Origin of the sequence: Planotetraspora sp. GP83 (assembly GCF_041262585.1) — a bacterium.
In the GTDB taxonomy this organism is placed as follows: Bacteria; Actinomycetota; Actinomycetes; order Streptosporangiales; family Streptosporangiaceae; genus JAOEGB01.
Map to the genome: position 1 here is coordinate 106,707 of NZ_JBGCBZ010000021.1, position 23,647 is coordinate 130,353.

17 protein-coding genes are annotated in these 23,647 nt (G+C 71.0%); 6 read left to right on the plus strand and 11 right to left on the minus strand.

What is annotated here, in order from left to right; genetic code table 11:
• Window position 1: 1 nt before the first annotated feature.
• The 5 genes from ABH927_RS26525 to ABH927_RS26545 all read right to left on the minus strand — a co-directional run bounded on the left by ABH927_RS26525 (window position 2) and on the right by ABH927_RS26545 (window position 7,555).
• Window positions 2-2,269, minus strand: coding sequence for an FxsB family cyclophane-forming radical SAM/SPASM peptide maturase (locus ABH927_RS26525; RefSeq protein ID WP_370025871.1), 2,268 nt, complete (start codon window positions 2,267-2,269; stop codon window positions 2-4).
• A 708-nt stretch (window positions 2,270-2,977) separates the two neighbouring features.
• Complete coding sequence (locus ABH927_RS26530) at window positions 2,978-3,859, minus strand: DUF4231 domain-containing protein (RefSeq protein WP_370025873.1); 882 nt, start codon at window positions 3,857-3,859, stop codon at window positions 2,978-2,980.
• Between the two features lie 31 nt (window positions 3,860-3,890).
• A complete protein-coding gene (locus tag ABH927_RS26535; protein WP_370025875.1) occupies window positions 3,891-4,385 on the minus strand; it encodes a hypothetical protein in 495 nt (164 codons plus the stop codon).
• 24 nt (window positions 4,386-4,409) lie between these two features.
• A complete protein-coding gene (locus ABH927_RS26540) occupies window positions 4,410-5,717 on the minus strand; it encodes a M20/M25/M40 family metallo-hydrolase (RefSeq protein WP_370025877.1) in 1,308 nt (435 codons plus the stop codon).
• Complete coding sequence (locus ABH927_RS26545; protein ID WP_370025878.1) at window positions 5,714-7,555, minus strand: prolyl oligopeptidase family serine peptidase; 1,842 nt, start codon at window positions 7,553-7,555, stop codon at window positions 5,714-5,716. Before ABH927_RS26545 ends, ABH927_RS26540 begins: the two co-directional genes overlap by 4 nt.
• A gap of 267 nt (window positions 7,556-7,822) precedes the next feature.
• Between ABH927_RS26545 and ABH927_RS26550 the strand changes: the two genes are divergently transcribed.
• The gene (locus tag ABH927_RS26550) at window positions 7,823-8,095 is read left to right on the plus strand and encodes a glycosyl hydrolase family 18 protein (protein ID WP_370025880.1); all 273 of its coding nucleotides are present in this window, start codon (window positions 7,823-7,825) and stop codon (window positions 8,093-8,095) included.
• Window positions 8,096-8,149: 54 nt separating this feature from the next.
• Here the strand turns inward: ABH927_RS26550 and ABH927_RS26555 are convergent, their stop codons facing one another.
• Window positions 8,150-9,259, minus strand: a complete 1,110-nt coding sequence (locus ABH927_RS26555) for a DUF5925 domain-containing protein (protein ID WP_370025882.1) — start codon at window positions 9,257-9,259, stop codon at window positions 8,150-8,152.
• A 159-nt stretch (window positions 9,260-9,418) separates the two neighbouring features.
• On the opposite strand from ABH927_RS26555, the gene ABH927_RS26560 reads away from it, so the two are divergent.
• The 5 genes from ABH927_RS26560 (at window position 9,419) to ABH927_RS26580 (ending at window position 17,674) form a co-directional block, all read left to right on the plus strand.
• The gene (locus ABH927_RS26560; RefSeq protein ID WP_370025884.1) at window positions 9,419-10,192 is read left to right on the plus strand and encodes an N-acetylmuramoyl-L-alanine amidase; all 774 of its coding nucleotides are present in this window, start codon (window positions 9,419-9,421) and stop codon (window positions 10,190-10,192) included.
• A gap of 318 nt (window positions 10,193-10,510) precedes the next feature.
• The gene (locus ABH927_RS26565) at window positions 10,511-12,307 is read left to right on the plus strand and encodes a methylmalonyl-CoA mutase family protein (protein WP_370025886.1); all 1,797 of its coding nucleotides are present in this window, start codon (window positions 10,511-10,513) and stop codon (window positions 12,305-12,307) included.
• 5 nt (window positions 12,308-12,312) lie between these two features.
• Entirely contained in the window at window positions 12,313-14,460 is a 2,148-nt protein-coding gene (scpA, locus tag ABH927_RS26570) for a methylmalonyl-CoA mutase (RefSeq protein WP_370025888.1), read from the plus strand.
• Window positions 14,461-14,587: 127 nt separating this feature from the next.
• Window positions 14,588-15,544 (plus strand): methylmalonyl Co-A mutase-associated GTPase MeaB, encoded by a 957-nt coding sequence (meaB, locus tag ABH927_RS26575; RefSeq protein ID WP_370025890.1) that lies wholly within the window; start codon window positions 14,588-14,590, stop codon window positions 15,542-15,544.
• A gap of 159 nt (window positions 15,545-15,703) precedes the next feature.
• A complete protein-coding gene (locus tag ABH927_RS26580; protein WP_370025892.1) occupies window positions 15,704-17,674 on the plus strand; it encodes a CehA/McbA family metallohydrolase in 1,971 nt (656 codons plus the stop codon).
• Between the two features lie 15 nt (window positions 17,675-17,689).
• On the opposite strand, the gene ABH927_RS26585 is transcribed toward ABH927_RS26580, so the two are convergent.
• From ABH927_RS26585 to efeB, 5 genes are all read right to left on the minus strand, one after another.
• Window positions 17,690-18,310, minus strand: coding sequence for a hypothetical protein (locus ABH927_RS26585; RefSeq protein WP_370025894.1), 621 nt, complete (start codon window positions 18,308-18,310; stop codon window positions 17,690-17,692).
• Entirely contained in the window at window positions 18,297-19,877 is a 1,581-nt protein-coding gene (locus tag ABH927_RS26590) for an extracellular solute-binding protein (RefSeq protein ID WP_370025896.1), read from the minus strand. Before ABH927_RS26590 ends, ABH927_RS26585 begins: the two co-directional genes overlap by 14 nt.
• Window positions 19,874-21,040, minus strand: a complete 1,167-nt coding sequence (locus tag ABH927_RS26595; protein ID WP_370025898.1) for a toxic anion resistance protein — start codon at window positions 21,038-21,040, stop codon at window positions 19,874-19,876. Before ABH927_RS26595 ends, ABH927_RS26590 begins: the two co-directional genes overlap by 4 nt.
• A gap of 94 nt (window positions 21,041-21,134) precedes the next feature.
• Window positions 21,135-22,262 (minus strand): hypothetical protein, encoded by a 1,128-nt coding sequence (locus ABH927_RS26600; RefSeq protein ID WP_370025900.1) that lies wholly within the window; start codon window positions 22,260-22,262, stop codon window positions 21,135-21,137.
• 131 nt (window positions 22,263-22,393) lie between these two features.
• Window positions 22,394-23,644: an iron uptake transporter deferrochelatase/peroxidase subunit gene (gene efeB / locus ABH927_RS26605; RefSeq protein WP_370025902.1), complete on the minus strand. Its 1,251-nt coding sequence runs from the start codon at window positions 23,642-23,644 to the stop codon at window positions 22,394-22,396.
• Window positions 23,645-23,647 lie beyond the last annotated feature (3 nt).

The following is a 23,647-nucleotide window of genomic DNA, read 5'->3' on the forward strand; positions in this document are numbered from 1 at the left end:
CTCACCCGCCTGCGCGCACGGCGCCGGCGGCCTCCGAAATCTCCTCGTCGAGCCAGGGAGCGATCGAGTCGCGCATGCGGGACACGAACCGCTCGCCCAACGGCGTCAGCGCCTTCGACTCGGCGAGTGTCTCGATCGCCTCAGCGGTCTGAACCCTCCAGTGCGCGAAATGGCTGCGCGCGGGTTCGGGGTCGATGTGCCGTCGCGTGCGCCAGAAGTCGGTCACGGCCAGATGGGCGTACGTTCCCTGCAGCAGGCCTTCCAGCGGCCGGAGATCCTCCCGCCAAGGCGCGTGAAACAGCCGGCGATCCGTCTCGTCGTAGAGATCGAACATGTCGAGCACCGCTCCGAGTTTCACGTGCTGGAACTCGTGAATGATGAGAAGCGCGAAGGTCGCCGGGTCGGGCGGGAGCGCCGTGGCCACCGCGCCGAAGGCATGCCGTGCGGCCGAGCTGACGTCACGGCCCGAGCCGGCCGCGGTGAGCGGCACGATGGTGGTCAACCCCGCGCCGAGGCCGGTGGCGTACGACGGGAAGTCCCGCTCGATCAACTGCCAGGCCTGGTCGAACGACTCCTCCCAGAGGGCCGCCTCCGCATCGGACAGGCGGGGCAGGGGACGCCACTGGTGGCAGTCGCGGTAGGGGTCGGAGTCCTCCAGCAGGACCGAGAAGCCGCCGGAGGTGAGATGGCGGACCGGATGCCACGTGGCGGCCTGGCCGTCGAGCCGTACCCGGCCCTTCTCGATCACGAGAGTCGCCGCGGCGTCGCCCGGCACGCGCGCCAGCGTGCCGACCGTTGGCAGGTGGACGCACCCGTCCACGACCTCCACCTGGAGCCGCGCGTCCAGCCCCGCGCGGGCCGCGGCCGCCGCCGCCACGTTGGCGAGATAGGCCGGCCTGCCTCCGCCTTCCAGGCAGCCGATCGCCCACACGCGTATGTAAGGGTGAGCCAGCACGGCGTCGAGCAGTTCGGGGTGGTCTTCCTCGACCCGTGTGAGCAGGTCCCAGGCGCTCTCGCCGGCTGCTTTGGCGCGCACGGCCACGATCAGCGCCCGGCGCAGGCTCTGTTGCGACTCCATCAGGAGACCGACGTCGCGCGCTTCTCCGAAGCCGCCGGCGATCGCGTCGATGGCGTCATAGGGCAAGGCGTGCGCCCGCACCGTCTTCCCCTCCCGGACATGGACGATCAGCTTGAATAGATCCGCGCAGAAGACGCTGGGATTGTCGAAGGAGCCGGACCTGTACCTGTGGGTGTAGAGCCCGCCGCCGCAACTGGTCACCACCGGACACGTCCGGCACGCCGCGGCCAGGCTTTCCAGACCGCCCTGCCGGGCGCGGACTCCCGGATGAGCCGCCACCTCGTCCAGGGACTCGTTCGCGACGTGGTGCCCGGTGGCGGGGGCGCCGTCATGGACCACCTTCAGCGAGTCGACCAGCTCGTAGGAGCCGTCGGTCTCGATGACGATCAAGGTGCTCGGTTCAAGGCCGATCGCCTCGGTCAGGCTGGCGCCGCCCCACGTGGTCGCGATGATCGAGTCGAACAGCCGTACGGCCACCGGCCGTCCGTCGGCCTCCCAGCGATCGAAGATCGTGATGAGCCAGTCCGCGTACGCCGTCGCGGAGGGCCGGGGAGGCGGGGCGTCCCAGGTGGCGTGGGGAAGGAGGAAGTCGATCCGAGGCGGCCGCAACGCCACCAGAGCCTCGTAGACGGCGATGGGATCATTGGCGACGTCGATGGTGCACAGCAGCCCGGCATACAGTTCCGGCCGCCGGCGCAGCCGTTCCACGGCGCGGACGGCCTGAGGATAGCTGCTTCGCCCGTTGGCGTATCGGCGATGCCTGTCGTTCGCCACGCGGTCGCCGTCCAGCGACACCCCTACGGTGATGCCCTGGGCGGCGAAGGTGTCGCAGAACCGGTCGTCCAGAAGTATCCCGTTCGTATGAATCCGCAGATCGACGTCACATGACTCGCTGATGCGGCCACGCAACTCGGTGGCGACCTCCGCGAGGACGTCCGGCCCGGCGAGCAGTGGTTCCCCGCCGTGCATCACCACAACGATCTGCTTCAGGTCGTGTCGCCGTACATGCTCGGCGATGCGTTCCGCTGTCCGGATGATCGTGTCCGAAGACATCATCTTGGGGCGGCCCCGCCAGCTCTGGTCCGCATGTTCGTAGACGTAGCAATGATCGCAGGCGAGATCGCAACGGCTGTGAACCTTGAGCACGAACTGGCGAAATGGCAGGATCTCGCTCGCGCCGCCCCACTCCATCAGATGGAGGAGTTGAAGGCGGCCACCGCCACGCGGGTGACATCGGGTGACGCGGGCATCAGCCGCCGCAGCGTCGCCCCGAGTTCGACGTCGCCGTACGTCTTCATCTGTGCAAGCGGGACATGCTGAAGGTCTCTGACCTCAGATGCGATTTGCGCCGATGTGTCTTCGGTAGTGTTCATGGTTCGTTCCAATGGTAAAAGGAGAATCGGACCGCGTGCGGTAACAATGCGTGATCGTAGTCCCTTCGGGAAGCAGAGTGAAAGCCCTGTGGCCGCACAGTTCAATGGCTTCCGGGGCCGTACGCCGGGTCCGTGCGGGTCCCCGCTGTCCTAGCGTCGCCCATGGACCTCATGGCTGGTAAGCGGCACGCCGTAAAGGTTTTTTTGCGCTGGGCGGCTCGACGATCATCTTTCAGATGGACGACTGAAAGGCGGACACGTTTGCCGCCGTCTCGTCCTCGGCTGCCGAGGTCACGCGCCGGAGCAGGGCGGCGACTTCCGCATGGCGCACCTCAATGAGGCGGAGGGGAACGTCGTGGAGTTTCGGGACACCTGATGACAGTTCTATGCATTCGTCCGAAATTCCCGAGAATCGTATGACTGCACCGTCTTGTGCCATAGATACTTACTGTGAGTTATTGGCCTATAAATGTCCAGTATCAGGGTGAGAAACTATGATTTCCCGATCAGCCGATCGGCGCGGCGATCAGCTGTGGGCCTTCCACCACGCGGCGTGTTCTCGAGAGATGACGTCCTCGGCCTCTTCGACGAACCGCGCCCACTCCTCCTCGGTGGAGGGCCATTCCGCCCGCGAGATGATGTCGCCGAGCTCCAGCGCGGCGACGGAGTACGTCGTGGCGAGTTGCCGGTGCTGCCGGGTCTGCATCCAGGCGATCCCGGCCGCACCGACCGCGCCCACGATGCCGGGGAGGTCCAGGTTGAGCACCTGGGCGCCGTTCAGCACGGCGGTAACCAGGCCGAGCGCTTCCAGCGCCGCCAGGGCCACCGACCATCGCGACGCCCGCCGTTCGTTGTCCGTCGCCTTGGCCCGGTACCACGCGCGCTGGTCGTCGACGCGGCCCGACATGTAGTGCCGCTTGCGTTCCTCCAGGGAGGAGGCCCGAAGCCGCCGCATCGCCGAGGTGAGCTGGGCGTCGCCGTCCGACAGGGGGATGGGCGCGAAATTGTGCAGCTCGCGGGCGATGGCGGTGAAACGCCGCAGGAGCAGCAGGTCCGCGCTGTGCTCGTCGTGCTCACGGCGGCCGAACGGTGTGCCGCCCACGACATAGCGCCACGTCAGCGACTTCGCGGATTCGGCCGCCGCCCTCGCTTCCGACCACTGGCGGTCGGGCATGGCGGTCAGCAGGTAGACCTCGGTGACGAGCGCCGCCGCCAGCGCGGCCGCGGCCAGCACGGCGGCGGTGTCGATCTTGGCGATGTCGAGGCTGAACGCGCCGAACGTCGCGGCGACGACCAGGCACGTCAGGCGGAGCCCCGTCGTGGCGAGGAGCCTCCGCTGGCCTGCCACGGCGCTTCGGTCGGCGGCACGGAACAGCGCCGGAAACTCGTCCTCGGCAAGTGTCTCCACATGTCGAGGGGAAAGGCGATGCGGTGGGGTGTCAAGGCCCGCCATACCGGGCGGCGCCCTCAGGCCACAGGACCCGGACCTCGATCGAGCGCCGCCGCGCGTCGCTGACGACCTCGGCCGTGCCGCCCGTGCCCTGCGCCGGCCTGCCGTCCCACACGGCCAGCAGCAGGTCCACGCCCGACAGAAGTGTCTCGTTGGCCGCCTGATACGTCGCCGGTGTCGGTGTGTCGTAGGGCAGCCGCACGACGTTGCGCGCCCGGCCCAGGAGCCGGACGAACTCTGCCCGGTGATCGGCGGGCAGGACGCATCCGTAGCGGCGCGCCGGGACGATCGCCTCCAGTTCGCCGCCCAGTTCGAGGACGGCGTCGGCGAAGATCTGGTCCGCGCCGGGAGCCAGGCAGGACACCCCCACGATGGCCGGGGCGTGCTCCGCGAGCGCTCTCTGGATCGCCGAGCCGACCAGATCAATGGTCGCCGGAGTCAGGTCTCGATGCCCGGTGACGGCCACGCGGAGCCCTTGGTGCATGGGTTCCCCCCTCCGCGGGAGGTTCTACCCATCCGCCGCTTCCCGTGCACCGGCGGGATGCGGGAGGAGCAGCCGGTTGAGGACGCGGACGCCGAACTCCAGGCCCTCCACCGGGACCCGCTCGTCCACGCCGTGGAACATGCCGAAATAGTCGAGGTCCGGCGGCAGCATGAGGGGCGCGAAGCCGTAGCCCCTGATCCCGATGCGGGCGAACGACTTGGCGTCGGTCCCTCCCGTCATGATGTACGGCACGGGCCGCCCGGCGGGGTCCTCGGCGAGCAGCGCGGCGGTCAGCTCGTCGAACAGGCCGTCGGCGGGGGAGGAGACGCCCTCCTCGAAGCTCACGAACTCGCGGGTGACCTTGGGGCCGAGCAGCCGGTCGACGGTTTCGAGGAACTCCTCGCGGAGCCCGGGGAGAAACCGGCCGTCCACGTGGGCCTGGGCCGTGCCGGGGATGACGTTGACCTTGTAGCCGGCGTCCAGCATGGTCGGGTTGGCCGAGTTGCGCAGCACGCCCTTGAACAGGGTGCCGGCCCGGGGGAGCCGCGTGATCTCCTCGTCCAGCCGGTCGAGGTCGATGGGCGTGCCGAGGGCCCGGGACAGCTCGTCGATCAGCCGCGCCACCCCCGGCGTCAGCCGTACCGGCCACTTGTAGTCGGCGAGCCGGGCGACCGCGCGGGCGAGCTCGGCGACGGGGTTGTCCACGGCGGGCTTGGAGCCGTGCTGCGCGACGCCCCTGGCGGTGAGGCGCATCCAGGCCGTCCCGCGCTCCCCGACGGCGACCGGATAGAGCCGGACGCCGCGGTCCTGCCAGCTGAAGCCGCCCGACTCGCTGATGGCCTCAGAACACCCCTCGAAGAGGTCGCGGTGCCGCTCGACGGCGTGGCCCGCGCCGTACTCGCCGGTGGCCTCCTCGTCGGCGAGGAACGCGAGCACGACGTCGCGCTTGGGCCGCAGGCCCTGCCGGGCCCAGTTCAGGGTCGTGGCGAGGGTCATGGCCAGCGTGCCCTTCATGTCCACGGCGCCGCGGCCGTGCACGCAGCCGCCGGAGATCTCTCCGGAGAAGGGATGCGTGCGCCACTCCGAGGGGTCGGCGGGCACGACGTCGAGATGGCCGTGGATGAGCAGCGCGTCGCCGCCGTCGCCCGGGATGCGCGCCACCACGCTGGTGCGGCGCGGCGCCGACTCGAAGACGACGGGCTCGATGCCCGCCTCGTCGAGCAGCCCGGCCACGTACTCCGCGGCCCGCCGTTCGCCCGGACCGTCCCCGGTCCCGTCGTTGGTGGTGTCGATCCTCAGCAACTCCGAGCAGATCGTCGCCGCATCCGTCATGCGCTGCCTTCCAGACCTTCCAGGGCGAGTGGTGGCACTTCCGGCGTCGGAAAGCCGAAGATCAGGCCGTAGAAGGCCAGCTCCGTCTCAAGGACGGTGACGATGGTCTCCTCGCGCCGCCATCCGTGCTGTTCCCCGGGGAAGGTGAGATACGCCCAGCGGCCGCCGTGCCGCTCCAGCGCGGCGGCGAACCGCTCCGACTGCGACGGGTCCACGACCTTGTCCTCCAGGCCGTGCATGAGCAGGGCGGGGCCGGACGCGCCGGCGGCGTGCAGCTCGGGGGAGCGGTCGAGGTAGCGCTGCCGGGTCTCGGGGAGGGGGCCGATCAGCCCGTCGAGGTAGCGGGACTCGAAGTCGTGGGTCTCGGCCGCCCAGCCCTCCGGGTCGGAGATCCCGTAGTGCGCGACCGCGCCGCAGAACACGCCGCTGCGCACGAGCGCGGCCATCGACGTCCATCCGCCCGCGCTGCCGCCCCGGATGGCCACCTTCTCCGCCCGCCCGCTCTCGACGAGCCACCGGGCGACCGTCTCGCTGTCCTTGACGTCCACGACCCCCCAGTTGTGCCGGAGCCGCTCGCGGTAGGCCCTGCCGTACCCGGTGGAGCCGCCGTAGTTCACCTTGGCCACGCCGATGCCCCTGCTGGTGAAGTAGGCCGCCTCCAGGTCGAGGACCGGCGCGACCGACCCCGTGGGGCCGCCGTGCACGAAGACGACGTACGGCGAGGGCCCTCCGCCGGGTGGCGCGTAGAGATGGGCGTGGACGCCGTCGATCGTCACCGGCTCGGGCGTGGGCAGCAGCTCGGCCGGCGGCAGCGGCTTCTCCGGCGACAGTACGGCCCGCTCGCCCGTCTCCAGGTCGATCCGCACCACTTCGTACGGCTTGTACGGCGAGGCCGCTACGCCCACGACGTGGGTGCCGTCGGCGGAGAGGGTGGGCGCCCAGGCCGTGTAGCCGTCGCCGATGTCCCTCATCGGAGAGCCTGGGGCGTCTATCGGGGAACCTGGGGCGTCGAGCACGCCGAGGCGCCGCTCGTCGGCCGTGCCGTACGTCGCGACGATCCTCTCGCCCGCCAGGGCGAAGAAGACGCTGCCGAGCTTCCAGGTGGCGTCGCCGAACTCCAGGGGCAGCGGCGTCAGGTCGCGGGTCGCGCTGTCCAGTTCGACGCCGTCCAGTTCGATGAGGTGGATGTTCCACCAGCCGGTCGGGTCGGTCACAGCGTAGAGGCCGTCCGCGTCGCGCCACTCGGCCTGGACGGTGGACGCGCCGCCGAGCAGGACGCGGTGGGGGCCGCCCTCGATCGGGGCGACGCACAGCTCGGTGGCGTCCCACGGCATGTCCGGATGGTTCCAGCCGATCCAGGCGATCTGCCGCCCGTCCGGCGATATACGCGGATTCATCAGGAAATGGTGGGAGTTGATCACGCTGCGGAGCGGGGAACCGTCGAGCGGCACCGCGACGATGTCCCTCCGCACGTCCCGCGCGGTGCCGGTCTCCCGGACGCACCACACCTCGTCGCCGTGGACGACCAGGTCGCCGTAGCGGGCCGGGCCCTCGGGGGTCAGCGGCGCCGGTTCCGCGCCGGGGGAGCAGACGTAGACGCGCCCGTCGGCCCAGTTGGTGAAGACGAGCCGCCCCCGGTGGGCCCGCCACGACCGCCCGCCGTACTCGATGACCCGGTTCCTGGCGTTCCACCCCTGGGGCAGAACGTCCTCGACGGTGCCGGCCGCCGTCCTCCGCACGACGCAGCGGCGGCCGCCCTCGTGAGGCCGCGGCTCGTCCCACCAAACCTCGTCACCCGAGTCGCCCGAGATCTCCACCCATTGCGGGCGGTCGGTCACGCGAGCGACGTCAGAGGCCTGAATAGAGGCCTGAAAAGAGGCCTGAATAGAGGCCTGAAAAGAGGGCTGAATCGACATTGGTTTCCCCCCGGAGCCCTGTTGCAGGCCGTGCCCGACCCCGTCAGTCCACCGCTGGTCCACGGCTCGTCCACCGTTGGTCCACCGCCCATCGTAGGTGACGCCGGGCCGCGTCCTCCCCGGGGTTTGGGCTGCCGGTTTCATGAGCGGGACTTAGGCGCCGAGCCCACGAGCTGCCGGATCAACGACGTGAACTGCGACGGATCGCCGGACGCGCCGCCCGGAGCGCCGGGCAACCTGGTGGCGAGCGTGCCGGGCTGCACCGTCCGACACGACGAGCAGGCGGTCGCCACCTACTGCTTCACCGGGAACGGCGGGCAGTGGTGGACCTTCGACGACACCTGGTCCATCGGCAAGAAGGCCGCCTGGCCGCGGAGCAAGAACCTGCTCGGGGCCATGATCTGGGAGATGTCCGGAGGCACCGGCACCCTCACCACCGCCCTGGACACCGCGCTCAAGTAACTCTGGGATGAGCGGCCCCCCGGCGATCATTCCCGCCGGGGGGCCGGCTCCCGTCTACAGATAGAGGCCGATTTCGGGGAGGGGGTCGGGGCGGGGGGTCGTGCGACCGTCCCGCAGTGCGAACAGCTCGGCCAGCGTGGCGCCGCCGGCCCCGACGTCCTCCGGCCTGCCCAGCCACTCCGCGGCCTGGCCGGCGTCGAGGCGGCCGACCTCGATCTGGGCCAGGCACCGGCCGGGCCGTACGACCGCGGGATGCAGCCGGTTGACGTCCTCGTTGGTCGTGATGGCGACGAGCACGTCCCGGCCCTGGCCCAGCAGGCCGTCGGTCAGGTTGAGCAGCCGTGACAGGCCCTGCCCGGTCGACTGCTTTGCCTCGGCGCGGATCAGCTCGTCGCAGTCCTCCAGGACGAGCAGCCGCCACCGGTTCGTGTCGTCGTCCGGGGAGTCGGAGCCGACCGCCACGTCCATCAGGTAGCCCGACTGGGTGAAGAGCAGCTCCGGGTCCAGCACGCAGTCGACCTGGCACCAGGACGCCCACTCCCGCGCGAGAGTGCGGAGCAGCGTCGTCTTGCCGGTGCCCGGCGGGCCGTGCAGGAGGAGCAGCCGCCCGGTCACGTCGTCCGGGCTGGTGGTCATGAGGGCGTCGAGCCGGACCGCCGCGGCCTTGGAGTAGTTCCGCCTGACCTTCTCCCACGGAGACGTCGTGATCGGCTTCTCGGAGCGGCGCGGGCCTCTGCCGGACATCCACCAGAAGCCCATGTCGACGTGGTCGTTGCCGGTGGGCGGCTCCTCGGCTCCGCGGATGGCCTCCGCGAGGACGGCGCCGGCCAACTCCTCGGTGACGGCGGTCGCCGTGACGGTCGCCGACCGGTTGCTGTAGCGGACGACCCTCAGCGTCCATCCCTCGCCGGAGATGAGGCGGGACTCATGGCCGTCCGTGTGCTGGGCGACCCGGAGCAGCCGCCCGCCCTCGGCGGTCATGTCGGCGTCGGCGCGGACGCGGTCGAGGTTGGTGGTTCGCGACCAGGGCTGCGCGCCGGTCGCGAAGGGCGACAGTGCCAGGGCGTCGATCACGTCGGCCGGGCTGTCGCCGTCGTCGAGCCACACCCTCATCGGGAGCGGCTCTGGGCTGGAAGAGAAGTGGACCTCCTTCACCACGGACATGTGTCGATGATCCCACGTCAGACCCGGCTGTCGACGGATTTATCGGCTGGCGCGGCTCTTGCAATTGTTTATGAGGATCGATCTGGGTAAAAGGCCATACCGGTTGAACCGTTGCCCATTACGCTCAACTGTCCTGCCGTTCGCCCCCCGGAGAACCCTGTGGCCATCGATCTCGTGACCCGCGCCGACTGGGGCGCGCGCGCCCCGAAGGGCGCGTACTCACCGCTCTCCTCCACCAAGGGCGTCAAGGTCCACTACACCGGCGGCCGGGTGGACCCGAAGATCGTCGACGACCACGCCAAGTGTGTCGCCATGGTCAAGTCCATCCAGAACTTCCACATGGACGGCAACGGCTGGATCGACATCGGCTACTCGATGGTGGCCTGCCCGCACCGGAAGGTGTTCGTGGGGCGCGGCCCCGGGCACGTCCCGGCCGCCAACGGCGCGGGCCTGAACTCCGGCCACTACGCCGTTCTCGGGCTGGTCGGCAACTCCGGGCTGGTCCAGCCGACCGACGGCATCCTCCACGCCATCCTCGACGCGGTGGACTACCTGCGGGCCCACGGCGGCGCGGGCACCGAGATCAAGGGCCACCGGGACGGGTACTCCACCGACTGCCCCGGCGACGCTCTCTACTCCTGGGTCAAGAAGGGCGCGCCCCGCCCCGGTGGCGGCGGGAACCCCACGCCGCCGCCGCAGCCCGAGCACAAGTGGCCGGGCCGCCTGCTGAAGTACCCTCCCGTCCTCCACGGCGACGACGTCCGCGCGTGGCAGGAGCAGGTGAAGAAGCTCGGCTACGACATCGAGGCGGACGGCGCGTACGGCCCCGCTTCCAAGGCCGTCTGCGTCAGGTTCCAGAAGGACCGGCACCTCGACCCCGACGGGGTCGTGGGCAAGCAGACCTGGGACGCCGCCTTCGCGGCCAAGCCGTAAGCCGAAGCCGTGAGCCCGCGCCCGCGCCTCCCCTCCAGCGTGATCATGCACAGGTTCCTTCGCCGGCCGTCCGCCTGCGATTCCCCGGTTTGTGATCATGCGTGAATTCCTCGACGGCATGGCCGAGCTGCTCGTTTCGTTGTCGTGATCATGCAGTGACGCACCACTGCATGATCACGACCGGGGTTGGTCCAGCTCGTACGGCATGCCAAGGACTTTCTGCATGATCACACCCTTTTAGAAGGGGCTCCGGGTCGGCGACACGCGAGGCGTACCCCGGGGCGTCGCAGCCGGAGGCGGCGGCTTAGCATCCGGTTCATGACGGTGCCGCCTATTGGATTCGCCGACCCGCCCGCCACCCGGGAGCAGTGGCGCGAGCTCGCGCTCGCGGTGCTGCGCAAGTCGGGGTTCGACGGGTCACCCGCCGAGGTCGAGGAGGCGCTGTCCTCCACGACCTACGACGGCGTGACGATCGCGCCCCTCCACGACGCCTCGGACCTCCCGGACGCGCCACGCCTGCTCGGCCCATCGGGCGGCTGGGACGTCCGGCAGCGCCACGCAGACCCCGATCCCGACGTCACCCGGGAGGCCGTGCACGCCGACCTGGAGAACGGCGCCACCTCGATCTGGCTCGACCTCACCACCCTCGACCCGGGGGTGCTGCCGGACGTCCTGGAGGGGGTCTACCTCGACCTCGCCCCCGTGGTCCTCGACGCGGGCAGCCGTACGGCGGAGGCGGCGGAGACGTTCCTCGGGCTCGTCTCCGGCGTGACCGTCCCCGGGGGCAACCTCGGCGCCGACCCCATCGGCCTCGCCGCGCGGGCCAGCGTCCCGGCGGGCGACATGGGCGGGGCGGTCTCCCTCGCCCGGCGCTGCGCCGAGGAGCACCCCGGGCTGCGCGCCATCACCGTGGACGCCCTGCCGTACCACGACGCGGGCGGCAGCGACGCCGAGGAGCTGGGCTGCTCCATCGCGACCGGTGTCGCCTACCTGCGCGCGCTGACCGACGGCGGGCTCTCGATCGGGCAGGCGCTCGGGCAGCTGGAGTTCCGCTACGCCGCGACCGCCGACCAGTTCCTCACGATCGCCAAGCTCCGGGCCGCCCGGCGGCTGTGGGCGCGGATCGCGGAGGTCGTCGGCGAACAGGCCGGCAGCCAGGGCAGGCAGTTCCAGCACGCGGTGACCTCCTCCGCGATGATGACGGTGCGCGATCCCTGGGTGAACATGCTGCGCGCCACGCTCGCCTGCTTCGGCGCGGGAGTCGGCGGGGCCGACGCCGTGACCGTGCAGCCGTTCGACGCCTGCCTGGGCCTGCCGGACGGGTTCGCCAGGCGGATCGCCCGCAACACCCAGTCGCTGCTGATGGAGGAGGCCGGCGTGGCACGGGTGGCCGACCCGGCGGGCGGCTCGTGGTACACCGAGAGGCTCACCGCCGACCTCGCCGCGAAGGCCTGGGAGTGGTTCCAGGAGATCGAGCGGGCCGGGGGGATCTCCGAGGCGCTGGAGCGCCTGGTCCCCGAACGGCTGGCGGACACCCGGGCCAGGAGGGCCGCCGACGTCGCCCACCGCCGCGCCCCGATCACCGGCGTCAGCGAGTTCCCCGATCTGCGTGAACGGCCGCTGAGCCGGAGGCCGGGCCCGGGGCTCGCGCGGAGCGCCGCCCGGAGCGGGCTGCCGGTCGTGCGGTACGCCGAGGAGTTCGAGGCGCTGCGCGACCTCGCCGACGCGCGCGAGCCGCGCCCGGCGGTGTTCCTGGCGGCGATCGGGCCCGTCGCCGTCCACACCGCGCGCGCCACGTTCGCGGCCAACCTCTTCGCGTCGGGCGGCATCGCCACCGTGACGAGCGGGCCTTCTGGGCAGGGGGCCACCGACCCGGCCGCGATCGCCCAGGCCTTCCGCGAGTCCGGCACGCCCGTCGCCTGCCTGTGCTCCAGCGACCGGATGTACGGCGAGCACGCGGCGGCCGTCGCGGCGGCGCTCCGGGAGGCCGGGGCCACCAGGATCTGGCTGGCCGGCAAGGGCGACTATGAGGGAGTGGACGCCACGTTGTACGCCGGATGCGATGCCCTCGACGTGCTCCGCACGACCTTCGACGACCTGGGAGTGAGCCGGTGATTCCGATGATTCCGGACTTTTCGGAAATTGAGCTCGGTTCCGGTGCCGGCGCCGTACCGGAGACCGGATCTCATGGCCTCGGGGAGGCGTGGGAGACGCCGGAGGGCATCGCGGTCAAGCCTCTCTACACGGCCGGTGATCTCGACGGGCTCGGATCCCTCCAGACGTATCCCGGCATCGCGCCCTACCTGCGCGGGCCGTACCCGACGATGTACGTCACCCAGCCCTGGACGATCCGCCAGTACGCCGGGTTCTCGACCGCCGAGGAGTCGAACGCGTTCTACCGGCGCAACCTCGCCGCCGGGCAGAAGGGCCTGTCGGTGGCCTTCGACCTGGCGACGCACCGGGGCTACGACTCCGACCACCCGCGGGTTGCGGGCGACGTCGGCATGGCCGGTGTGGCCATCGACTCGATCTACGACATGCGGCAGCTCTTCGACGGGATCCCCCTCGACCGGATGAGCGTGTCGATGACCATGAACGGTGCGGTGCTGCCGGTCCTGGCGCTCTACATCGTGGCGGCGGAGGAGCAGGGGGTGGCCCCGGACAAGCTGGCCGGGACCATCCAGAACGACATCCTCAAGGAGTTCATGGTCCGCAACACCTACATCTACCCGCCGGGGCCGTCGATGCGGATCATCTCCGACATCTTCGACTACACCTCGCGGAAGATGCCGAAGTTCAACTCGATCTCGATCTCCGGCTACCACATCCAGGAAGCCGGGGCGACCTGCGACCTGGAGCTGGCCTACACCCTCGCGGACGGCGCCGAGTACCTCCGGGCGGGCGTCCGGGCGGGGCTCGACATCGACGCGTTCGCGCCGCGGCTGTCGTTCTTCTGGTGCATCGGCATGAACTTCTTCATGGAGGTCGCCAAGCTCCGCGCGGCCCGGCTGCTGTGGGCCGGGATCGTCAAGGGATCAGGCGCGAAGAACCCCAAGTCGCTCTCGCTCCGCACGCACAGCCAGACCTCCGGGTGGTCGCTGACCGCCCACGACGTGTTCAACAACGTCGTGCGGACCTGCGTCGAGGCGATGGCCGCCACCCAGGGGCACACCCAGTCGCTGCACACCAACGCGCTCGACGAGGCGCTCGCCCTGCCGACCGACTTCTCCGCCCGGATCGCCCGCAACACCCAGCTTCTCCTCCAGCAGGAGTCCGGCACCTGCCGGGAGATCGACCCGTGGGGCGGCTCCTACTACGTCGAGCGGCTCACCCACGACCTGGCCCGCAAGGCCTGGGACCACATCCAGGAGGTCGAGCAGGCCGGGGGCATGGCGAAGGCCATCGACCAGGGGCTGCCCAAGCTCCGCATCGAGGAGGCCGCCGCCCGCACCCAGGCCCGGATCGACTCCGGCCGCCAGCCGGTCATCGGGGTCAACAAGTATCGCCCGGAGGCCGACGAGCCCATCGAGGTGCTGAAGGTCGACAACACGGCCGTGCGGACCCAGCAGCTCGACAAGCTCCGCAGGCTTCGCGAGGAGCGCTCGGCCACGGCCGTCGCGGAGGCCCTGGAGGCGCTGACCAAGGGAGCCGCGGGGACCGAGAACCTGCTGGAGCTCGCCGTGGCCGCCGCCCGCGCCAAGGCCACGGTCGGGGAGATCTCGGACGCGCTGGAGAGGGTCTTCGGACGGCACGCCGCGGAGATCCGTACCATTTCCGGTGTGTACCGGGAAGAGGTCGGCGAGGCGGTGGACGAGGTCCGCGCGGCCTGCGCCGAGTTCGAGCGGGCAGAGGGCCGCCGCCCCAGGATCCTGGTCGCCAAGATGGGCCAGGACGGCCACGACCGGGGCCAGAAGGTGATCGCGAGCGGCTTCGCCGACCTCGGCTTCGACGTGGACGTCGGCCCGCTGTTCCAGACGCCGGAGGAGGTCGCGCGCCAGGCCGTCGAGGCGGACGTGCACGTCGTCGGCGTCTCGTCCCTGGCCGCGGGGCATCTGACGCTGGTCCCGGCGCTGCGGCGGGCGCTGGCCGGCCTCGGCGCGGACGACATCATGATCGTGGTCGGCGGCGTGATCCCGCCGGGAGACATCGACGAGCTGAGGGCCGCCGGTGCCGCCGCGATCTTCCTGCCCGGCACCGTGATCGCCGACGCCGCCCTGGAGCTCCTCAAGGACCTGTCCACCCGCCTCGCCCACACCCCCTCGCCGTGATCATGCAGAGGTTCCCGCGCGACCGCCTGACCGGCCCCGACCTCCTTCGTGATCATGCGCGGATTCCCCGTCACGCCGCCCCACCTGCGGCGATGTCCGCCGTGATCATGCACAGGAGTGGGCGCAGGTGACCGAGAGTTACGCCGAGGGGGTCCTGGCGGGAGACCGGCGCTGGATCGCGCGGGCGATCACGCTGGTGGAGTCGACCAGGCCCGACCACCGCGAGCCGGCCCAGCGGCTGCTGACCGAGCTGACGCCGCACGCGGGCAAGGCGCGCCGGGTGGGGATCTCCGGCGTGCCCGGGGTCGGCAAGTCGACGTTCATCGAGGCGCTCGGCACCCACCTGACCGAGCGGGATCACCGGGTCGCCGTGCTCGCCGTGGACCCGTCGTCGAAGCGCTCGGGCGGCAGCATCCTCGGCGACAAGACGCGGATGGCCAGGCTCTCGGCCGACCCCCGGGCGTTCATCCGGCCGTCCCCGACGGCCGGCACCCTCGGGGGCGTCGCCAAGGCCACCCGCGAGGCGATGATCGTCGTCGAGGCCGCCGGGTACGACACGGTGCTGGTCGAGACCGTCGGCGTGGGCCAGTCGGAGACCGCCGTGGCCGACATGGTGGACACCTTCCTGCTGCTCACGCTCGCCCGCACGGGCGACCAGCTCCAGGGCATCAAGAAGGGCGTGCTGGAGCTGGCCGACGTGATAGCGGTCAACAAGGCCGACGGCGAGCACGAGATGGCCGCGCGCAGGGCGGCGCGCGAGCTGGCCGGGGCGCTCCGGCTCCTCCGCTCGGCCACGCCGGTGCTGACGTGCAGCGGCCTCACGGGCGCGGGCCTCGACGACCTGTGGAAGCACATCGTCCGCCATCAGGAGAGCGCCGACCTGGCCGCCAGGCGCAGCCGCCAGCAGGTCGAGTGGACATGGGCCCTGGTCCATGACCGCCTCCTCACCCGGCTGCACGAGAAGGCCGCGCCCATCGCGCCGGACATCGAGCGGCAGGTCCTCGACGGGACCCTGACCCCGTCGCTCGCCGCCGATCGCATCCTCGCGGCGTTCGAGGAGGGGCCAAAGACTGACCGGGAGTGAACCGATTGACGTTCGGGTCATGAGGTTTCCCTCCCGGTGGGATATTCCCCCACCCGTGGGGCCCAAGATGCACGATTGCATATTCGCCCAGCTCAACTCCCCCGTGTGACGATGGCGGCGCTTTCGACGTGACGGGTTCGTTATGAGGGGGAGGTCGCGATGCATCCCGATCCGATGACGCCGCAACCGGTGGCCCGGGCTCTGGAGGAGTACCGGGCGCTGCTGGACGAGCACGGGCTCACCTGGGGAGAGCCGCCGCTGACGTACGTCCGCATGATGAGCTTCCTCCGGTTCCCCGACGAGGCCAGGCGGATGGCCTTCGGCCGGGACGCCGGCGAGACGGAGCTCGGCGAGGCGTTCCGCGACGCGCTCGGCGGCGAGGTGCCCAGGGGGCTCACCGTGCTGAGGCTCCTGCGGGACGGCCACCGGCTGGAGACCGGCCCGGCGACGGCGGTCCTGTCGGCCGATCCCGTCCCCGCCATCCTGCTGGTCGACTCGGCCCGCGACACCGCCACGCGGGTCACGGCCGGCGGCGTGCCGTACGACATCGGGCCGGGGAGCGCCCGGCTCCTCGACGTGACCAGCGCCACGCCGGTGACGGCCGACGGCCGGGCGGTGGATCTCTCGGGGCTGGCCCGGGCGGCCGTGCCGGCCAGGCTGCGCCTGCGCGCCGGGTTCCCGTGCCGCTGGACCGTCCTGTCCGACGGGGGTCAGGGGTGGTATCCGGCGGGCAGCCCGCCCCGGCGCGACTACCGCGACGTGCCGTTCTTCCACGGCGACGACCTCGTGCTCGACGTCCCCGCCGAGCCCCTGACCGTCCGGGTCTCGCGCGGCATGGAGTACGGCACGGCGGAGACGGCCGTGATGCCCGAGCCGTGGCGCGAGACGCTCGTCGAGCTGGCCCCCGAACGGATCTACGACGCCGCCGCCCGCGACTGGTACGGCGCGGACCTCCACGTCCACCTCAACTGGGCGGGCGACCTGGTCGCGACGCCCGCCGAGGCCGCGGCCGCGCAGCACGGCGAGGACCTGCACGTGCTCAACCTCGTCGCGGGCAACGTCGCGGGGGAGCGGGTCTACGACCGTGAGGCGCTCCAGCACTGGGCCGGCCGCGATCTGCCGTGGTCGGACGCCACCCACATCGCCCGCATGGGCGTGGAATACCGCAACGACCTGCTCGGTCACGTCCACGCGTTCGGGATTGCCGCGCCGCCGCCGGCCTACCACACCGGGTTCGCGGGCGACGCCGACTGGCCGCCGAACGCCACCGCCTGCGGCGAGCTGCGGGAGCTGAACGCCGTCCTCGGGTACGCCCATCCCTTCCACGGGCCCGTCTCCACGCCTGAGGAGATCATCGGCGACGGGTGCCGAGACTGCTCGGGGCGGGCCCTCGTCGTGGACGCCGCCCTCGGGCTGATGGACGGCGTCGAGCTGCTTCACTTCTCGGACTTCTCCGGCACCGTGGAGGTCTACCGGCGGCTCATCGGCGCGGGCAACCGGCTCGCCGCGCTCGCGGGCACCGACACGATGCTCTCCTTCACCCGGCAGGACACGGTCTCCAGCCCGCCCGGCTGGGAGCGCGTCTACGCCCGCCTCGACGGCCCCCTGTCCGCCGAGTCGTTCGCCCGAGCCGTACGGCAGGGCCGGACGTTCGCCACCACAGGCCCGTGGCTGGAGCTGACCGTGGACGGCCGAGAGCCGGGCGACACGCTGGACCTCGCGCCGGGCGACCGGGTGACGATCACGGCCAGGACAGTCGGCCCCGAGGTGGAGCGCCTGGAGATCCGCACCGCGGCCGGCCTACTCGCCGAGTCCGCCGCTCTGGGCCCCGGCGGCGAGCTGACGGCCACGCTGGTCGTGGACGGCCCCACCTACGTGGTGGCGGTCGCGTCGGGACGCGGCCACCCCCGGTCGCTCCACAGGGAGGTCTTCGCCCACACGAGCCCGGTCTATCTCGACGTCGCGGGCAGGCACGTCGCCCGCGAGGAGGACGTGCGCTGGTGCCTGCGCTGGCTCACCCTCCTGGAGGACCTCGTCCGCGACCACGCCGCCCTTGAGGGGCCGGCCCAGCTCCGCGACCACCTCGACCTCATCGAGAAGGCCCGCGCGGTCTACGAATCCCGTCTCTGACCGGCCTGTAAACCGTCAGATGTCGAGCTCGGAGCCGCCGAACCGGTCCCGCAGGAACCGGCCCTGGTCCCTGAGGGCCTGCTCGTCCCCCTGGTAGACGGCGTCGGCCACCTTGGTGAGGCCCGTCTCCAGCAGGTCGAGCTGGGCCATCAGCTCCTCGTGCGCGCTGCGCTCCCGCTCGCCCCGCCGGGTCAGCGCGTACGACCTGGGCAGGTTGGCGTACGCCTCCAGGCTGGTCGGCAGGTAGTCGCGGATCGCCTGCGACACGACGTGGAGCTGGTCGGGGGAGGAGGTCAGCGCCTCCGCCCTGGCCAGGATGTCGCGAAGGATCGCGGCCAGCCCGCCGACCTTCGCCACGACGTCGTCCGGGAACCGGGTCGCGGACACCTTCGACACCAGCGCGTCGAGGTCGGCCCGGAGCTGCCGGGTCTCGACCTCGGCGTGGGAGATCGTCAGCCGCACCCGGTCCGGCGGGGTGAGCAGCGCCCCCACCCCGTAGAGCCCTATGACGACGATGGGCCAGAACGACCCGGCCAGCCCGAGGAAGTGCAGCACCAGGCCGAGCAGGGCGAGGGCCGAGCCGACGATGTTCCTGGTCGAGCCGAGGTAGGCCAGGAACCGGTCACTGGTAGCCACGGATCTCCTTGAACGCCGACGCGAGCGACCCCGACCGGGCGTCGAACGTCGCGCCGCCGGTCAGCGCCGCGACCTGCTTCATCTCCGCCACGTCGCTGTCGCCGAACAGCACCACGAAGGTCCGGACGTTCCGGGGCGTGGTCGCGTAGTAGGACGCGAAGTCGTCGTAGGAGGCGCCGTCGGTGTTGTCCCCGTCCGTCATGAGGACGATCGACGTGAAGTCGCCGCCGTTCCCCTGCCGCGCGGTCAGCTCGTACGCCGCCCGGAGACTGTCGTAGATGGCCGTGCCGCCGTTCGCGTCGAGGGCCTCGCCGTACGACCTGATCTGCCCGAGGACGGCGGTGGCGTCCCGCTCGGGCACGGTGAACGTGCGCGGCGTGCCGGGAGCGGAGTTGAACGGCAGCAGCGTCACGGTCTCGCGGTTGCGGAACCGGGAGAACTGCCCGGAGACCGAGGTGTCCGCGCCGGTCAGCGCCGCGAGCGCCTGCTTGAGCGAGTCGATCCTGTCGCCCCGCATCGAGCCCGAGGTGTCGAGCACGAACAGCGTCCGCGACGGGCGGCGCACCTGGTTGAGGTACGCGCTGATCAGCTCGTCGGCGGCGCTGCGCCGGTTCGGGAACGGCAGCTCCAGCAGCTGCGCCGTGCCGAACCTCTGGTCGGGCCGGACCTCGGGCACGATGGGCCGCCGGTAGGTCGTCGTCATGATCTTCCGCTGGACGTCCGGGGTCCGCAGCCAGGTGGCGAGCTTGCCGTACAGCTCCTTCTTGGCGGAGGACGCGAGGAGCGTGAGCGGGTAGTCGGCGGTGACGACGCCGTCGCTGGGATAGACGATCGTGAGCGGCTCCTTGAGCCTGCTCTGCAGGCCGAGCAGCACCGACTCGTAGTTGATCAGCCCGTCCACCGAGCTCGCCTTGGCGTACGCGTCGGCGAGCCAGCCCGACGAGCCCGCGGTGAGCGTCTGGGCGGAGAAGAACTGCTTCAGCTTCGGCGTCGCGGCGGCGATCTGCGCCTTGTCCAGCGCCTCGCCCGCGTTGGACAGCGCGGCCGTGACCCCGACCAGGGCGGAGAAGCCCGAGTTGGACGACGCGGGGTTCGTCATGCCGAAGGTGAACTTCCGGTCCTTGGCCGCCGCCGCGATGTCGGCCCAGGTGACCTGCCTGGTGTCCCAGCCGAGCGCGTGCGCCTTGGTCTTCTTCAGGCCGAGGACCACGGGCGAGACCATGACCTTCGTCTGCGTCGACAGCTTGGCGTTCGCCCCGTCGATCAGCGACAGGTAGCGGTTGGAGGAGAACCAGGTCGCGTCGTAGTGCCCGTCCGCCCCGCCGCTCGCCACCTGTTCGGCGCCGTCGAGCGTGCCGGTGTAGGTGAGCGCGACCTTCACGCCCACGGCGCCGGCCGCCTCCTTGAGCAGCGGCTCCAGGTCCTTCACCTCGCTGCCCGCGAGGACGCGCAGCACATCCGGCCCGTCCGGTAGCCGCCCCGGCGTGTCCGGCGGGTCGCCGCCGCCCGTGCACGCCGCCGCCGCGACCAGCACGGCCAGCGCGGCCGCCGCCGCGAGACGCCTCATGAGGAGATCGCCTCGTCGTCGCGGCGGGCCCGCTCCAGGTAGGTCTTGGCGTGGTCGAGCTCGACCGTCAGGTTGTTGACGGTGACCGCCATGCTCTCGACGGCCTTCGCCTTGAACGTGTCGATCATGTCCATGGTCGTGTAGATGTTGTCGAACGCCTTCTGCAGCGCCTCCATGCTCACCGTGGTGGAGGCGGCCTGCGTCTGGATCTCGCCGGCCTGCGTCTTCAGCATCTCGCTGGTGGCCAGGATCAGGTCCGAGGTGGTCGCGTTGAGGGCGGAGATCTGGTCGAGCACGAGCTTCTGGTTGGCCAGCGCCTGGGCGACCGTGACGGCGGTCCGCAGCGCCGAGATCGTCGTGGTCGTCGCCCGGTCGACGCCCTTGATCAGCTCCAGGTTGTTCTTGCGGATCAGGTCGAGGGCGAGGTAGCCCTGCGCGGAGACGGCGAGCTGGGTCAGCAGGTCCTGGTGCTTCTGCCGGACGCTGAACAGGGCGTCGGAGCGCAGCGCCGTCGCCTTCTCCGAGTCCGTCAGCTCGATCCGGTTGATCTGCTCTTCGAGGGCCGAGTCGAGCGCCGCCGCGAGCACCGCGTACTCCTGGAGCTTCGTCATCGACTCCCAGAGGTTCGCCTTCTCGCCCTCGATGGCGGCGTTGTCCTTGAGCAGCTCGTCCTGCCCGGACTTGAGGGCCCGGATGATGTCGTCGATGTGCTTCTGCGCGCTCTGATATTTCGCGAAGTAGTCGCGCAGCTTGTCCCCGAACGGGATGAGCCCGAGCAGCTTCTTCGCGCCGCTGGTGGCCTGCTTCGGGTCCAGGTCCACGATCGTACGGCGGAGCGCCACAAGCTGGTTGGCGACCTGGACCTGGCCGTCGGCGCCCTCACCCTTCGCCGAGGCGAGCGCGGCCACCGGACGCTTCAGCATCCGGTTCGAGACCTGCGACGACGCCCGGATCTCCGAGTCGCCCATCGACGAGATGTCGTGGACCTTCTTGGTGAACTCCGGCGACCGGGGGTCGAGCGTCGTCAGCTCCTCGGCGAAGCCCGCCGCCTTGCTCGCCAGCTCCGCGCCGCGCTCGTCGGGGAGCGGGAGCATGGTGGCGGCCTTCTCGACCGGCACCGCCGCTACGGGAGCGGGCGGCGTCAGCACCAGATCGTTGGACACTGTTCGGTTCTCCTTGTGGGGGGCCTGCGTGGGGCCGGGTGCCGCGTGGGGGTCAGCGCGTGGAGGTCAGCGCGTTGGGGTCAGCGCGTTGGGGTCAGGAGGTGGGCTTGGCGCCGGCCAGGTAGCGCCGCTCGATCGTGGCGATGAGCCGCTCCAGATGGTCGTAGGTGGGCGGCTCCACGACGTCGACCAGGCTGCCGGGGATCGGGGCCTTGGCCGAGGCGACCAGGCCCGCGAAGACCTTCGGGTCGGCCGTGCGGAAGCCGTACCTCGCCTCGAGGCGGGCGAACTCGGGGTCCTCCTGGAGGAGCCTGCCGACCTCGGCCGCCTGGTCGGTGAACGGCACGAGCGTGTGCTTGCTGAGCACGGTCGGCGAGGGGTAGATCAGGCGCATGTCCGGGCGGATCGCCCCGTCGGCCGCGAACAGGCGCGACGCGTACTGCGCCTCGTAGATCACCACCATCGGCGTCTTCCCGGCGCCCATCGCGAGGTAGTCCTCGAACGGCGCCTCGCTCGACGACTCCGAGTAGCCCTGGTCGAGGAAGAGCGGGGACACCTTCTCGGCGACCGTGGCGGCCTGGGCGGATGAGTTCACCACGTCGTCGCCGTTGGCGACGTAGCTGGTCATCGCCAGGTACATCGCGGCGGAGTTCGACGTGCGCACGTCGGTGGTGGTGAGCAGCACCCGCTTGCGGGCCCGGTAGGTCGTGTTGCCCGGCAGCGCGTCCCAGCGGGTGCCCTTGGCGACCAGGTCGAGGTACTTCTTGATGTCGAGCACCTGGTAGCCCGAGCCGGAGTCGTGGACCACGCCGGCTTTCGTCAGCACGTCGACGATCGGCTGGAACGTCGCGATGGCCATGGGGGAGTAGAACGGCGAGTACGTACGGCTGGCCTTGCGCTCCTGCCGGATCTTCTCCGCCGCCGGGACGCTGGAGGGGAAGGCGAAGGCGTACTTGCCCAGGTCGACCGTGGTGGCGATCTGCCGCGACCCGGCCGTGTCGACCTCCACCCGCAGCCCGTGCCTCGCGAACGCCGCCTTGACCTGGGCGTCGTCGAAGAACGGCTTCTTCTCCGACCCGATCACCCCGCGGACCGTCGTGAGCTGCTTCGTCCCGCCCCCGCCGCCCCCGCCGCCGCTCCCGCCGCTGTTGCCCAGGACGAGAGCCAGCACGACGGCCCCGCCCAGGAGCAGCGCCAGCCCGACGCCGATCCATCGCTTCATTCAAACGTTCCTTTAGCGAGCTCCCGCAGCCGATTTGGCCCCGCATCCACCCCGAATTATGGGAGATAACCGGAATACGTGAGGTCTGGGGAGAGAACGTATTTAGAATTCAGCGCTCGTTCACCGGAAATTCACGCGAATAGGGTGCGGCCCCAGTAGTCGCCGGCGTCCGTCACGCCGGGAGGACAGGCGAACAGGCCGCTGGAGACGTGCTTGATGTACTCGTTCAGCGCGTCCTTGCCGGCCAGCTCCATCTGAATCGGGACGAACTGCTTGCGCGGGTCGCGCTGGTAGGCCATGAAGAAAAGCCCGGCGTCGAGCCGGCCCAGGCCGTCCGAGCCGTCGACGAAGTTGTAACCCCGCCGCAGCAGCCGGGCCCCTCCGTGGCTGGACGGGTGCGCGAGCCGTACGTGCGCGTCGGCCGCGATCACGGGCTTGCCGTCGGGTCCCGTCTTCGCGAAGTCCGGCGTGTCGAACTCCCCGTGGCCGGTGAGCGGCGCGCCCTTGCCCTTGTCCCGGCCGAAGATCGCCTCCTGCTCCGCCAGTGAGGTGCGGTCCCAGGTCTCGACGTGCATGCGGATCTTGCGGGTTACCAGGTAGCTGCCGCCGTCCATCCAGGCCGGGCCGTCGCCGGGGGCCGCCCACAGATGGTCGCGGAGCATCGCGGTGTCCTCGAGCTTGAGGTTGTTCGTCCCGTCCTTGAAGCCCATCAGGTTGCGGGGCGTGGCCTGCGCGCGGGAGGTCGAGGAGGTGCGGCCGAAGCCGAGCTGCGAGTAGCGGACCGACACCTTGCCGAATCCGATCCGCGCGAGGTTGCGGATCGCGTGCACGGCCACCTGGGGGTCGTGCGCACAGGCCTGGACGCAGAGGTCGCCGCCCGAGATGTCCGGCTCCAGCTCCTCGCCGGGGAACGCGGGCAGGTCGGCCAGGGCCGCCGGCTTACGGCCGGCCAGCCCGAACCGGCCGTCGAACAGCGACGCCCCGAAGCCGACTGTCAGCGTCAGCCCGGAGGGCGGCAGGCCCAGGGCCTCGCCCGTGTCGTCCGGCGGGGCCTCGGGGGCGCCGCCGACCGCGCCGAACGTGCCCGCGTCCTTGCCCTGGGTCATCCGGGCGGCGGCGACGGTCCACTCCTGGAGCAGGTCGATCAGCTCGGCCCGCTTCGTGGTGATCACGTTGAAGGAGACGAAGTGCAGCCGGTCCTGAGCCGGCGTCGTGATGCCCGCCTGGTGCGCGCCGTAGAAGGGCACGGGGTCGGAGGTCGAGGCCGCGTGGGCGGCCGGGGGCTCCTCGATCAGCGAGCGGGTCGCGACGGCGCCCGCCCCGACGGCGGCCACGCCCGCCGCCCCCAGGCCGAACAGCTTCCTGCGGCTGATCGCGCTCAATGG

Bases quoted from the DNA above. Each gene is read 5' to 3' on its own strand.
- ABH927_RS26590 (WP_370025896.1), bottom strand. From the start codon at position 19,877: ATGAGGCGTCTCGCGGCGGCGGCCGCGCTGGCCGTGCTGGTCGCGGCG.
- scpA (WP_370025888.1), top strand. From the start codon at position 12,313: ATGATTCCGGACTTTTCGGAAATTGAGCTCGGTTCCGGTGCCGGCGCC.
- ABH927_RS26565 (WP_370025886.1), top strand. From the start codon at position 10,511: ATGACGGTGCCGCCTATTGGATTCGCCGACCCGCCCGCCACCCGGGAG.
- ABH927_RS26525 (WP_370025871.1), bottom strand. From the start codon at position 2,269: ATGGAGTGGGGCGGCGCGAGCGAGATCCTGCCATTTCGCCAGTTCGTG.
- ABH927_RS26535 (WP_370025875.1), bottom strand. From the start codon at position 4,385: ATGCACCAAGGGCTCCGCGTGGCCGTCACCGGGCATCGAGACCTGACT.
- ABH927_RS26555 (WP_370025882.1), bottom strand. From the start codon at position 9,259: ATGTCCGTGGTGAAGGAGGTCCACTTCTCTTCCAGCCCAGAGCCGCTC.
- ABH927_RS26540 (WP_370025877.1), bottom strand. From the start codon at position 5,717: ATGACGGATGCGGCGACGATCTGCTCGGAGTTGCTGAGGATCGACACC.
- ABH927_RS26580 (WP_370025892.1), top strand. From the start codon at position 15,704: ATGCATCCCGATCCGATGACGCCGCAACCGGTGGCCCGGGCTCTGGAG.
- ABH927_RS26600 (WP_370025900.1), bottom strand. From the start codon at position 22,262: ATGAAGCGATGGATCGGCGTCGGGCTGGCGCTGCTCCTGGGCGGGGCC.